Here is a 13,658-nt window from a genome sequence, read left to right on the forward strand (position 1 = left end):
AATTTCGCACGGTTGTATAGGACAAACAATGTCTCAGAAAAAAAGTGTGGTTTTCCAAAATCTATTACCAACCATCAGACAATATCAACAATCAGGTTTCACCCATGAAAAAATTGTTGAATTGCTGAGAGATCAACACGATCTAAATTTGGTAAGTGTTGAAACCTTTAAAAGTTATTTATACCGATATGCAAAAGTGAATCCAGCTATGTCAAAAAATACTGTTGTTCCCCAGTCTAATCAATCAAGCCGAGAAATTAAAAAATCATCTAAGCTTGAGCATGTTTGTTACGACATCCGTGGACCAGTATTACGCGCCGCCAATGAAATGGAGGAGCAAGGACATAAGATCATCAAGCTGAATATCGGCAACCCTGCACCTTTTGGTTTTGAAGCCCCTCAAGAAATTATTAACGATGTTGCATTAAACCTTCCAAATGCAATTGGCTATACCGACTCAAAAGGGATTTTCCCTGCACGTAAAGCCATCTGCCAGTATTACCAACAGAAAGGCATTTTTGATATGCATGTCAATGATGTGTATGTCGGTAATGGTGTTTCTGAACTGATCGTGATGGCGATGCAAGGTCTGCTTGATGACGGTGATGAAATGCTGGTACCTATGCCAGACTATCCATTATGGACAGCAGCAGTGAATCTTTCTGGTGGCACTGCAATTCACTATAAATGTGATTCTGAAAACTACTGGTATCCTGACATTGCGGATATGGAAAGTAAAATCACACCGAACACCCGTGGTATCGTGATTATCAATCCGAACAACCCTACGGGTTCTGTCTATCCACGTCATGTGTTAGAGCAAATTGTTGCGCTAGCGAAAAAACATGACCTGATTTTATTTGCTGATGAAATCTACGACAAAATCGTTTATGACGGCATTGAGCATGTAGCGGTTGCGGCTTTAGCTGGCGATCAACTGTGTATTTCATTCAATGGTTTATCAAAAGCATATCGTATCGCAGGTTATCGTGCAGGATGGATGGCAATCACGGGTAATAAAGCACGTGCTGCAGACTATATTGAAGGCTTAGATATGCTGGCTTCAATGCGCTTATGTGCCAACCACCAAGCGCAATATGCAATTCAAACAGCCTTAGGCGGTTATCAGTCGATTAATGACTTGATTCGACCAGGTGGTCGTTTATACGAACAACGTAATATTGCGTGGGAAATGCTGAATGAGATCCCAGGTGTGAGTTGTGTTAAACCTGATGGCGCAATGTATTGCTTCCCAAAACTCGACCCAACAATTTATCCAATTGAAGATGATGAAAAATTAATGTTGGATTTATTAAGAGCAGAGAAAGTTCTCTTGGTACAAGGCACAGGGTTTAATTGGCCAACACCAGATCACTTCCGTGTGGTGTTCTTACCTGCTGAAAATGAACTACGTGAAGCGATCAATCGCTTGAGTCGCTTCTTAGCCAAGATGCGTTAATAAAAAAAAGCCCCCATTAAATTTTGGGGGCTTTTTTTATTTAAGAATCAGAATCCTGTAACTCATCCCACTGCGCTTCATATTCTTTCGATTTTTTTAGGTTTTTAGTCAAACCATAACCACCTTTTTCATATAACCGAGCCAAATCCAGTAAGGCTTCGTCCTCACCTTGTGCCACTGCGAGCTCATAAAACTCTGCTGCTTTTTTATAATTCTTTGCAACACCTTTGGCCTCTTCATGGATATACGCAATATTAGAAGAACCCAAACCATTTCCTGCACCAGAAGCCAAACTAAATAAACGTAAAGCTTCTTTATAGTCTTGTTTTAATCCAGCCTTGCCTTCTAAATAAAAAATACCTAAGTTATTAATGGCAGAAGACTCTTCTTGTTTCGCAGCTAACTGATAATAATGCAGTGCTTTTTTGAGATCTTGTGGCACACCTTCCTCACCATCATTGTATAAATGACCGAGTTCAGCTTGCGCCATATCCAAACCAGCATCAGCTGACTTGGTCATCCACTCCACTCCTTTTTTGGTATTTACACTCACACCATCATCACCATAGAGATACAAATAACCTAAATAGTATTGCGCATAGAGCTGACCCTTTTGTGCCGCTTGGGTGTACCATTTCAAAGCAGTTGGATTATCTTCTTCTGTACCTTCGCCATAATCATACATATAGCCAACTGAAAAAATCGCATCTGCATTGCCTTTTGCTGCCGCTTTTTTAAACCATTCCAGTGCTTTACCAAAATCTTGATCAATCTCGTTTCCATAATAATAAGCATCACCTAAATTGTTCTGTGCCGTCGCATCCCCCGCTTTCGCTTGTTGTACGAGTTCTTGGCTAAAGGACACATCATCCGCATGACTGAAGGTAAATAAACTACTAGTCAATAATATTGAAAATACGATGTTTTTTAATTTCATTATTTCGCTCACATTGCTACATTTTTATTCGATTACATTCTAGCGGTAAAACACTTTGTGTAAATAGGTATTTATATCTACTGAAAAATCAAAAACTAATTTTTAATATTTTATAAAAATAACAAAGCAAACACACGGTTTGCCAAAATATTAAGCATGTCATTTTCGGTTTGCATGCTAAACTATGCGTTGCTTTAAAAAAGGATAGTCCTTCTATGCGGTTTGTTCATCTCGGTATCCACACAGAATTTTCGATCACGGAATCGATTGTTCGCATACCTGATTTGGTCAAGGCTGCCGTAACAAACGAAATGCCCGCACTGGCATTGACTGACTTATCCAATCTACATGCTGCAGTCAAATTTTATGAATCCTGTTTAAAAAAAGGGATTAAGCCTATTCTAGGCAGTGTCATTCGCTTAAATGATGCTGAACATCGTGCAACCTTATTGGCCATGAATAGTACAGGTTGGCGTAATCTGACTGAAATCGTGTCACGCGGTTTTATTGAAGGCCAGCAACTCAGTCTCCCTTGTGTACAAAAAGAATGGGTGCTTGAACAAGCTGAAGATCTAATTGTCTTACTGGGCCAACACAGTGATGTTGGTAAAATGCTCTGCTCTTCCAATCCACAAAAAGCAGAACCTTTATTAGAAGCATGGATTGAAAAGTTTGGAAATCGTGTCTATTTAGCTTTAACACGGACTGAACGTGTTGGTGAAGAAGATTTTATTCAACAAGCAGTTAAGCTCGCTGCCAAATATCAAATTGGTGTGGTCGCACATAATGATGTGCACTTTGTTAAACAAGATGATTTTGAAGCACATGAAGCTCGTGTTTGTATCGCCGACGGCTATGTTTTAGGTGATGATAAACGTCCTAAAAACTATAGTACTGAGCAGTATTTCAAAACTGGCGAGCAAATGTCTGAGCTATTCTCAGATATTCCAAGTGCGATTGAAAATACCTACCATATTGCAAGACGTTGTAATGTTGCATTGCAACTGGGTACTTATTTCTTACCTGACTTCCCGATTCCAGATGGCTATACCATCGACACCTATTTTGAACATTTGTCTCGTGAAGGTTTAGAGGAGCGTTTAAATCATCTTTATCCGATTGCTGAACGTGATGAGGATTGGGCTGAGATTCGGAAGCCTTATGATGAACGAATCAAATACGAAGTTGATATCATTCTTAAGATGGGATTTCCTGGCTACTTCCTGATCGTCATGGACTTTATTCAGTGGGCCAAAAATAATGGCGTCCCTGTAGGTCCTGGTCGTGGTTCGGGTGCTGGTTCATTGGTTGCCTACAGTTTAAAAATTACCGACCTTGATCCATTACGATATGATTTGCTATTTGAACGTTTCTTAAACCCAGAACGTGTTTCGATGCCCGATTTCGACGTCGATTTCTGTATTGCTGGCCGTGACCGTGTGATTGAATATGTGGCCCAAAACTATGGCCGCCAAGCAGTATCACAGATTGCGACCTTCGGTACCATGGCAGCAAAAGGTGCGATTCGAGATGTAGCACGTGTCCTTGGTAAGTCTTATGGTCTTGCTGACCGTATTTCAAAAATGATTCCAACAAAACCGCTGGGTGTCGATTTGGTCACAGCGATTGACATGGAGCCGCAGCTTAAAGATATCGTCACCAACCCATCCAACCCTGACAATGATGATGCTGCTGAAATCTGGGAAATGGCACTCAAACTTGAAGGTATTACCCGTAATACAGGTAAACATGCGGGTGGTGTCGTTATTGCGCCAGGTAAAATTACCGATTACTCCGCGGTACTGTGTGATTCAGATGGTACTAACCGTGTCGCACAATACGATAAAGATGACGTAGAAGCAGCAGGTCTGGTAAAGTTTGACTTCTTGGGTTTACGTAACCTGACCGTGATTGAAGATGCGGTTCAAAATATTAATAAAAGAATCAAGGCTGAAATACCACTTAATATTGCCGATGTCCCACTGGATGACAAAGATGCCTATCTGGTCTTTGCCAATGCAAATACCACAGCGGTATTCCAGTTTGAATCCGTCGGCATGAAAAAAATGCTGAAGGAAGCAAGACCAAGCAAATTTGAAGAAATTATTGCTTTCGTATCCTTATATCGACCAGGTCCTATGGATCTTATTCCTGACTTTATCCACCGTATGCATGGTGGTGAGTTTGAATATCTACATCCTTTATTGGAAGGTGTGTTAGAACCGACCTACGGGATTATGGTTTACCAAGAACAGGTAATGCAGGCTGCACAGTTCTGTGCAGGTTATACCCTTGGCGGCGCGGATTTACTTCGTCGAGCTATGGGTAAAAAGAAACCTGAAGAAATGGTGAAACAACGCCAAATCTTTATTGAAGGTGCATCGAAAAAAGATATTGATGAAGCAACTGCTAACCATATTTTCGACTATATGGAAAAATTCGCAGGTTATGGTTTTAACAAATCACATGCCGCTGCCTATGCCCTAGTTGCCTATCATACGGCTTGGTTAAAAGCACATTACCCTGCTGAGTTTATGGCGGCGGTTTTATCATCGGAAATGCAGAATACGGACAGTATCGTCTTCTTGATTGACGACTGCCGCAATAACAAGTTGGAAGTACTTCCACCTTCCGTGAATATGTCTTTATATCACTTCCATGCTAGCGATGAGCAAACCATTGTGTATGGTTTAGGTGCGATCAAAGGTGTAGGTGAACAGGCAATGCAATCGGTCATCGATTCACGAATTAATGAAGGTCCATATAAAGATCTATTTGATTTCTGTCATCGTATTGATCTGAAAAAAATCAATAAGCGTACCTTAGAAGCTTTGATTCGTGCAGGTGCGCTGGATTGTCTTGGTATTGAACGCTCAAGTTTAATGGCTCAATTACCTGAAGCAGTCCAAGCAGCTGATCAAGCTCGAAGTAATCGTGAAACAGGTATCATGGACTTGTTTGGTGAAGTTGAAGAAGTTCAGCGTAAACCAGCCAAACCCGTGAAACCTTGGTCAGATGAGGTTCGTCTTAAAGGCGAAAAAGACACACTGGGGCTCTACCTTACAGGTCACCCGATTGATGTCTATCGTCCTGAATTAAAATCATTCATTTCTGCCAAACTGAATGAACTCACTCCGACACGTCGCGGTGTGACTACTGTTTTTGCAGGTTTAGTGGTTGATATTGCCAACTTCCCAAACCGCATCATGATCACACTCGATGATGGTACAGCACGTGTTGAAATTAGCTGTAACCATGAGCGTTTCCAACGCTACAAAGATATTGTTCGTTTAGAACAGGTTGTGGTGATTGAGGGTGAAATTTACGAGCGTGAAGGCTTTGATCGCCCGATGGCACGACTAAGTAAAGCTTTTAATTTGAATGAAATTCGCCAAAAACGAGCGCAAAGCATTCAAATTCGCCTCCCTCAAGATTTGATGACCAAATCTTTGGCCAAGGATCTACAGGCGATCCTATTACCTTATTGTAATATCGATATGTGTCAGCATATTGGTCTGCAAATCCTGCTTGAACAAAGCTTCGCAACTGCTGAATTACATTTAGGTGCACAATGGAAAGTTGTGCCATTAGATGAATTACTTGGAAAATTACGCGATTATTTTGGCAAAGAAACCATTTTCATCGAATACCAAGTGAAATCGAAGGCTGCAAAAGCAGCTGAGGCACCTAAAGTTGCAACGGTAGCTCCTCCACCAGACAATATGTCAATGGATGAAGCACTGGATCTTTATCAAGCTGAAGTCTCTCAATACTCTTAATTTTGGATAATATATGAACCTGTTTGACTCAAACAACGTGTCCAAACATTTGGATCATGTGCGTATTGTTATGGTCAATACCACCCTACCAGCCAATATTGGTAGTGCTTTACGCGCAATGAAAACCATGGGTTTATCAAAACTTGTACTCGTCGCACCAAAGACCTATCCACATTCGGATATTGATGCACTGGCAGCAGGTGCGCAAGATTTAATTGAACAAATTGAAATTGTTGAAACTTTGGAACAAGCCATTCAAGATTGTCATATGGTGTTTGGGACCAGTGCACGTAGTCGCACGATTCCATGGCCATTGCTAGATGTTCGACCTGCTGCAAAAGAAGCATTAGATGCTGCAACCAAACAACAAAATATTGCAATTGTGTTTGGGCGTGAAGATCGTGGACTCACCAATGAAGAATTAGCCCTAGCCAATTATCACTTAACCATTCCAGTAAACCCTGAATATGGCGTACTCAATGTCGCGCAAGCGATTCAAGTGGTTTGCTATGAGTTAAGAATGGCTGCGCTTGAACAAAATACTCAGGTTCAAGACAAGTCAGATGACCACATGCAACTGAAGCAACAACAAAGCATGGAATGGGATGAACCATTGGTTACACAACAACAAATGGAACAGTTTTATCCTCATTTAGAAAAAATGTTGACTGAAATTGAGTTTTTAGATCCAAATAATCCCCGTTTACTCCCATTACGCTTGCGTCGTCTATTCGGAAGGATACAATTAGATCGTATGGAGTATCATTTATTACGTGGAATCTTTAGCCGCGTACAGGCATTAGCCCAAGGTTCATGGAAAAAGACCAATACGGAGGATCATAATCATGATTAAACAGCTAAAAGAAGATATCGAAGCTGTATTTGCGCGTGATCCTGCGGCCCGCAATACATTAGAAGTCCTGACCACCTATCCAGGTATCCATGCACTGATTATGCATCGCATGGCGCATGAGCTCTGGAAAAAAGAATATAAAGGTACCGCCCGCCTACTTTCTTCTTTTAGCCGCTTTGCCACTGGTATTGAAATTCATCCTGGCGCAAAAATCGGTAAGCGTTTTTTTATCGATCACGGCATGGGTGTAGTGATTGGTGAAACAGCTGAGATTGGTGATGATGTAACGCTTTATCATAGTGTCACCTTAGGTGGAACTACATGGAATAAAGGCAAACGTCATCCAACACTTGAAGATGGTGTGGTTGTTGGTGCTGGTGCAAAAATCTTGGGACCGTTTACAGTACATAAAGGTGCCAAAGTCGGCTCAAATGCAGTTGTAACCAAAGAAGTACCTGCTGGTGTAACTGCTGTTGGTAACCCTGCCCGTTATATTTTCAAAGACAAAAGTCAAATCGAACAAGATGAAGTCAATCGCCGTGACTACGCGGAAAGTATTGGTTTCGAACCTTATGCGACAACACAAGATCAGTCTGATCCTATTTTAGAAGGCATGCGCGTTTTACTCGATCGTATGCAAAAAAATGAAAAACGCATGAACGTACTTTGCCAACGTCTGTCTGAACTTGACCCGAGCTTCACCTCGCAAAGTTCAAAAACTCAACCATTGAGTAAAGAAGAACTTAAAATTATTGAAGAAGTTAGACGTGAGTGCGAAGCACAGAACAAAACTTCGGCAACCTAGTCAAATATATAAAAAATGTAACAAGCTTCTCATTGCAAGTTGGTTTTGCTTTTCCTAGACTGGTGAAACCAACGATCTACTTCTCATTTAACTAAAATTAATGGATGTAAAGCATGAATTTTAAGCCTTTGGCATTACTTGTACTTTCAACTTCTTTTTTGACGGCCTGTGGCGTTGCCCCTGTTAAAAAAGAGAAGGTTGCTGAACCCTTTGTGTTTAAGGAACCAGACCCAACTCCTCCATTCTATGCTTTAAATCCAACCAAGTATGATGCCCCACCAAGCTTTGAAGTTGCGATCAAAGATGCTGCGGCTCAGCCTGTCACGAAAATGGTCGTGTCATTACAAAATGATCCATCAAAATCAACAACATTGGATATCAACAAGCTCATTATCCCAACCATTGACAACAAACAACGCAACATGAAATATGCGGTTCTTGCTGGTGAGAATGAAATTGATGTCACTGAAATCGATGACTTTTTACAATTAGTTGAAGGTAAAGCACGTCACTATCCACCTCGTTTCCCAGAACGTCAAGAACGTAAGGGCTATGAAGTCAAGTTAAAAGAAACCACGCAGAAACTAGATGCTTTAGCCGAAAAGCCAAATGCTTCTTTAGATATCTTGACTCGTGCGTTTAAAGCAAGCGTGATGGCACGTAACTTAGACTTAGGTACATCTTATACTTCAAAGTCATTAACTTATGCGCAACGTATTCTCGCGATCAGCCCGAATGATCCTGAAACCAACTTCTGGTTCGGTTTTGGCTTATCAGAAGGTGGTGGTCAACGTGAGGCTATTCCATATTTAGACAAAGCAATGAAAGGTGGCGTCCAAGAAGCTTATCTTTCTGCTGCCAACAACTATTTATGGTTAGAGCAAAAGAAAAATGCGCTTCAAACCTTGAAAAACTATAAAATCAACTATCCTGACGAAGCAGAAGTGACTGATCGTTTGATCAAAGAAGTTGAAGCCGGAAAACGCTGGAATGTGTGGCAAGTTCTGAACTAATTGAGCTTGTAGAATCGCATTACAAAAATAGACTGCTGTGTGCAGTCTATTTTTTTATCTATGATTGAAAAAACATTCGATTTTCGTATTATAGCTACAATCTTCCAGCGAAATTGCTGACATACCATGCTAGCATTTACACCGAATAAGCGTCTATTTTTTATCTCTCTCCTAAGCACCGTCGTGATGAGTGGCTGCCAAGTTGTCAGTATCAAACAACAAGCTCTCAATGTGACGATTGCCAACGAACGTAACAGCATTCTTACGCAAAAAAAACTCAGTGAAGCCAGCCTCAATGTCTTGTCGATGTCGGGCAAAGAAGCCAAAGTGTGTATGCAAACACCAAATGAGTGCATTGCAGATCTACACAAAATTCCGCAAATCCAGGATGAGCAACTTTTATCTACAGCGAGCGAACTCTATCTCTCAAAAGCGCTGAGTCTGTCCGACGCGTCCGAATGTAAAATCAGTAAACTGACAAAACACAAACCTGAGGAAGAACAGAAAGCCATACAAAAGACCTATGAGCAATGCTTAGATCAAGAGCTTGAAGCTTTAGATAAAAGCATCCGTTATAGCTATGCATATTTGTTCAAAACGACACGACAACCGCAAGAACGCATTTTTGATAACCGTCAGGTCCAGATTCGAGACTTTTACAACCAAGCTTTAACCAAATTGGTGAATGTGCATAGTTTAAGAAATCCGTCTAAAACCATTAGCCCTACCATTCAAATTGGCAAAAGCACCTATACGATAGACATTCAATCCTATCAACGCTTACAAAATATGAAGCTGGAGAAATTTATTTCCAGCTATAACATGAACTTTTCGGGCTTACGAGCCATTAACCGCCGTGATGGTTTCGGTTCAGATTTCGTGGCCGTGTTTCCTTCAACGGATGCAGCCCATGGCGAAAATAAATATATTCTTGATCCATTAAGTTATAGCTATCCAAATGGAATTAACCCTAATATTCATAAAGCACGTTATTTAGCCGCAACCATTATTGCGCAACCCAAGAATGCAGCCGCAACCATTAATGATGTTTTAAATAATCCAAACTTTGAAGTAAAGGTTTATGACCCTTATAGCGTAGAGAAAGTCAGTATTGCAGGTAAAGAATATTCGCTTGCAGCCAATTTCTCTGCACCTTATGGACTCTGGTTAGCTGAGAATAATTTAGGTGCAGCGGCTTATTTAACTTTAATTGATCGTGATCAGCATCTGACCATGCCACATCTCTATATGCTGGAACCCTATAATCCGAACAAGAAAGTGATTGTATTGGTGCATGGTCTTGCCAGCAGCCCTGAGGCATGGATTGCGGTCACTAATGATATTATGGGTGATGCGGTACTACGTGAACACTATCAAGTTTGGCAAGTGTTTTATTCAACCAATATGCCGATTCTGGAAAGCCGTTTTCAAATTTATGCCTTATTAAAACAAGCCTTTGGCTCACTCAACAATAAAGATGCTGCAGCACAAGATGCAGTTTTAATTGGGCATAGTATGGGAGGCATTATCAGCCGACTCTTGGTGAGCAATGCTGATATTTCTAAACAGGCACTCACCATGATGAGTAGCCGTCAACAAACGCGTTTACGCAAGCATCCTGTGATTGGTGAACGGCTTAAAATGGAACCGATTACTAATTTTGATCGTGCCATTTTCTTGGCTGCTCCACATAAAGGAACTGACTTTGCTGATCGCTGGTTTACACTAGCAGCACGTAAAATCATCAAACTCCCTGCAACCTTCTTGACCACTTTGGCAGATACACTCACCAGTGATGATATGGATTTAAAAGAATTCGTTAAAACCCTGACCAATGATGTAATTCAAAATGGGCCAAGTGATCTCAGTAAAAAATCCAAATTTATGGAATTAACCGCCTCTATTCCGCCTGAAAATGGACTGGTTTTTCACTCGATTATGGGCAACATTACCAAGAGTGATGATCCAAATGTCATTACAGACGGGATTGTTCCTTATAAGAGTGCACATTTAGATGGTGCTGTTTCCGAGAAGATTTTCACGGGCGGCCATTCAATTCAAGAGACCCCAGAAGCAGTTCTAGAATTACGTCGTATCTTGCGTGAACACCTTGTCGATCACGGTTTATATAAACCGAAGAACTAAACACAATAAAAAAGCCCCAAATAATTGGGGCTTTTTTATTGTGTTTACTTACACACCAGAACGAATCATATAATCAAAGGCAGACAGTGATGCTTTCGCGCCTTCACCTGTGGCAATGATGATTTGCTTGTACGGTACTGTCGTACAGTCACCTGCGGCAAAGACACCTTTGACATTGGTTTCGTTGCGATCATTAATCACAATCTCGCCACGGTTGCTGAGTTCAACTGCGCTGTTCTTTAAGAAATCCGTGTTTGGCAATAAACCAATTTGTACGAAGATCCCTGCAAGTTCAACTGTGTGTTCAACATCAGTAGCGCGATCTTTGTATTTCAATGCCGTTACCTGAGCACCATCACCAACCACTTCAGTACTTAAGGCATTCATGATCACAGTGGTATTTGGTAAGCTGTTTAATTTGTCTTGCAGTACTTGGTCTGCACGAAGTTTGGTATCAAACTCAACCAAAGTCACATGCTCAACAATCCCTGCAAGGTCAATCGCTGCTTCAACACCTGAGTTACCTCCACCAATCACCGCAACACGTTTGCCTTTGAATAATGGACCATCACAGTGTGGGCAGTACGCTACACCACGAGTACGGTATTCAGCTTCGCCCGGTACATTCATTTCTCTCCAACGTGCACCTGTAGACAGGATGATGGTTTTCGATTCAAGTTTGGCACCATTCTCCAGTTCAACCTCAACCAGACCATTGGCCGTTTGATCTGCACCAGTGATCTTGCTGACACGTTGCAAGTTCATGATGTCGACACCGTATTCACGGACATGGGCTTCCATGTCTTGAGCGAACTGAGGACCTACGGTTTTTTGAACAGTGGTAAAGTTCTCAATGTCCATGGTATCCATCACCTGACCACCAAAGCGTTCAGCCACGATACCCGTTTTGATGCCTTTACGTGCCGCATAGATCGCCGCTGTACCTCCAGCAGGACCGCCACCAATCACCAACACATCAAATGCATCTTTGGCATTGATTGCGGCTGCATCTTTCTCAGCTGAATTGCTATCCAATTTCGCTAAGATTTCTTCCAAAGTCATACGACCTTGACCAATATGCTGATTGTCTTGGAACACCATTGGCACCGCCAAGATTTTGCGTTCTTCAACTTCGTCTTGGAAGAAAGCACCATCAATCATGGTTGCTGTAGTATTTGGATTGTTAATCGCAATCAAGTTTAAAGCTTGAACCACATCTGGACAGTTATGGCAGCTCAACGATACAAACACATCAAAGTTGGCAGTCAAGTTTAAGCCTTTGATCTGAGTGAGTACTTCATCAGAGACTTTAGGTGCATAACCCGATACTTGTAATAATGCCAAGATCAAAGAAGTAAACTCATGTCCCATCGGTAAGCCAGCAAAGAACACACGTGGTTGTTCACCTGCTTTGGCCACACCGAAACTAGGACGGCGAGCATTTGAACCGTCAAAACGCGCCGTTACTTGGTCAGAAAGTTCAGCAATTTCAGTCACGAGTTCTTTAATTTTTTCTGCTTTGTCGGAGTCATCTAAAGCGGCAACCAACTCGATTGGACTTTCTAAACGTTCTAAGTAAGCTTTTAATTGAGTTTTAATATTTTGATCTAACATGTATTTCTCCAAACGCTAAGACTTTTAAATCAGCTAAATTCATTCAATGAGGCTATAGTACGCAAAAGTAATGAATAGGTAAAACAGTATGTTTTTATGAGTTTGATCGGATAAACCGAACTTAAAATTAAGAGACATCCAATTTTTGACCAATCCGCACACGACGATTTTTCAAATGTTTGGCGAGCACATATAAAATTGTGCTTAAAGCAACAGCCAATACAATCAAGCCCCATAAAATGACATTCACAATCTGAGAAATACGTTCGGCTTGCTGTGCGCGCAGGTCTAAGGGCTGCGTGATTGAGGTAATACTCTTACCGTATAGTTGCTGCTGCATGACCCACAGCTGTTCAGGTTTAAAGTCATATGCTTTAAATTGAGTTGGATTGGTTTTCTCTGCACTAATTAATTGATTCACATAGACATTAGCGGTCTTTCGATCGACAGGTTGATGCAATAAGGCCACTTGCGCCAAGACATAAGCTTTTTCAGTCGAAGAAATATTGGCCTGCTGTAAATCTTGAGCAATCTGACTTTCAACAATATTGTTTTGATAGCTCATCCATTGTTGATAAGCCTGCTTAGTTTCATCTTTCCAGTCATACTGGATGTAGGTCAGACCTGACCAAAGCAAAATAAAAGAAATCACCCACGCCAGAATACGCTGTGTCCATGCTTGAAAACGTTGCTGAAAAAATTTAAATTTCTTGGCCCAACTAAGCAGTAAAAAAGCGCCAATAAATGAGACAAAAAGTTTGAGAAACAGCCAGCCGAACCATGATAATAAATTAAAAAGATAATCGACGGGTTGCTTAAAAGGAACAAGATCCTGTACATGATAAGGTAAATCTAAAGCCTGCACATGTACAGAAAGATCAAAGAAACGATAGATAAATTCTTTTTGCAAAAACAGACCAGCGATTGTAACAACAACGAATGTACTGGTCAGAAAAAACCAGATCATTAAATTGCGTTGACGTTTTTTTAAAACATCTAAACGCTGGTCAATCGGTTGTACACTAAAATCTTCTATGGGTGACAATGATCTTT

9 protein-coding genes are annotated in these 13,658 nt (G+C 41.1%); 6 read left to right on the forward strand and 3 right to left on the reverse strand.

What is annotated here, in order from left to right; translation table 11 throughout:
- The first annotated feature begins 28 nt into the window (after positions 1 to 28).
- Positions 29 to 1,459: a pyridoxal phosphate-dependent aminotransferase gene (locus tag MN869_RS07720; RefSeq protein ID WP_005202960.1), complete on the forward strand. Its 1,431-nt coding sequence runs from the start codon at positions 29 to 31 to the stop codon at positions 1,457 to 1,459.
- Positions 1,460 to 1,499: 40 nt separating this feature from the next.
- On the opposite strand, the gene MN869_RS07725 is transcribed toward MN869_RS07720, so the two are convergent.
- Positions 1,500 to 2,396: a tetratricopeptide repeat protein gene (locus MN869_RS07725; protein WP_033133353.1), complete on the reverse strand. Its 897-nt coding sequence runs from the start codon at positions 2,394 to 2,396 to the stop codon at positions 1,500 to 1,502.
- A 215-nt stretch (positions 2,397 to 2,611) separates the two neighbouring features.
- Here MN869_RS07725 and dnaE point away from each other — a divergent pair, with 215 nt between their 5' ends.
- The 5 genes from dnaE to MN869_RS07750 all read left to right on the forward strand — a co-directional run bounded on the left by dnaE (position 2,612) and on the right by MN869_RS07750 (position 10,991).
- Positions 2,612 to 6,175, forward strand: coding sequence for a DNA polymerase III subunit alpha (gene dnaE, locus MN869_RS07730; protein WP_033133354.1), 3,564 nt, complete (start codon positions 2,612 to 2,614; stop codon positions 6,173 to 6,175).
- A 13-nt stretch (positions 6,176 to 6,188) separates the two neighbouring features.
- On the forward strand, positions 6,189 to 7,028 hold the full coding sequence (locus MN869_RS07735) for an RNA methyltransferase (protein ID WP_033133355.1): 840 nt from the start codon (positions 6,189 to 6,191) through the stop codon (positions 7,026 to 7,028).
- Positions 7,021 to 7,833: a serine O-acetyltransferase gene (cysE, locus tag MN869_RS07740; RefSeq protein WP_005202954.1), complete on the forward strand. Its 813-nt coding sequence runs from the start codon at positions 7,021 to 7,023 to the stop codon at positions 7,831 to 7,833. The genes MN869_RS07735 and cysE overlap by 8 nt, the downstream gene beginning before the upstream one ends.
- 113 nt (positions 7,834 to 7,946) lie before the next feature.
- Positions 7,947 to 8,846: a hypothetical protein gene (locus tag MN869_RS07745; RefSeq protein ID WP_005202952.1), complete on the forward strand. Its 900-nt coding sequence runs from the start codon at positions 7,947 to 7,949 to the stop codon at positions 8,844 to 8,846.
- A 126-nt stretch (positions 8,847 to 8,972) separates the two neighbouring features.
- Positions 8,973 to 10,991 (forward strand): alpha/beta fold hydrolase, encoded by a 2,019-nt coding sequence (locus MN869_RS07750; RefSeq protein ID WP_005202951.1) that lies wholly within the window; start codon positions 8,973 to 8,975, stop codon positions 10,989 to 10,991.
- Positions 10,992 to 11,039: 48 nt separating this feature from the next.
- Here MN869_RS07750 and ahpF read toward each other — a convergent pair whose 3' ends face one another.
- Both ahpF and MN869_RS07760 read right to left on the reverse strand, forming a co-directional pair.
- Positions 11,040 to 12,605 (reverse strand): alkyl hydroperoxide reductase subunit F, encoded by a 1,566-nt coding sequence (gene ahpF / locus MN869_RS07755; RefSeq protein ID WP_241345346.1) that lies wholly within the window; start codon positions 12,603 to 12,605, stop codon positions 11,040 to 11,042.
- A 127-nt stretch (positions 12,606 to 12,732) separates the two neighbouring features.
- Entirely contained in the window at positions 12,733 to 13,650 is a 918-nt protein-coding gene (locus MN869_RS07760) for a hypothetical protein (RefSeq protein ID WP_005316248.1), read from the reverse strand.
- Between the last annotated feature and the right edge of the window lie 8 nt (positions 13,651 to 13,658).

It is taken from the genome of Acinetobacter sp. NIPH1876, assembly GCF_022808535.1.
GTDB lineage: Bacteria > Pseudomonadota > Gammaproteobacteria > Pseudomonadales > Moraxellaceae > Acinetobacter > Acinetobacter higginsii.

Coding starts and splice junctions, on each gene's coding strand:
- MN869_RS07720 (WP_005202960.1), top strand. CDS start 29: ATGTCTCAGAAAAAAAGTGTGGTTTTCCAAAATCTATTACCAACCATC.
- MN869_RS07725 (WP_033133353.1), bottom strand. CDS start 2,396: ATGAAATTAAAAAACATCGTATTTTCAATATTATTGACTAGTAGTTTA.
- dnaE (WP_033133354.1), top strand. CDS start 2,612: ATGCGGTTTGTTCATCTCGGTATCCACACAGAATTTTCGATCACGGAA.
- MN869_RS07735 (WP_033133355.1), top strand. CDS start 6,189: ATGAACCTGTTTGACTCAAACAACGTGTCCAAACATTTGGATCATGTG.
- cysE (WP_005202954.1), top strand. CDS start 7,021: ATGATTAAACAGCTAAAAGAAGATATCGAAGCTGTATTTGCGCGTGAT.
- MN869_RS07745 (WP_005202952.1), top strand. CDS start 7,947: ATGAATTTTAAGCCTTTGGCATTACTTGTACTTTCAACTTCTTTTTTG.
- MN869_RS07750 (WP_005202951.1), top strand. CDS start 8,973: ATGCTAGCATTTACACCGAATAAGCGTCTATTTTTTATCTCTCTCCTA.
- ahpF (WP_241345346.1), bottom strand. CDS start 12,605: ATGTTAGATCAAAATATTAAAACTCAATTAAAAGCTTACTTAGAACGT.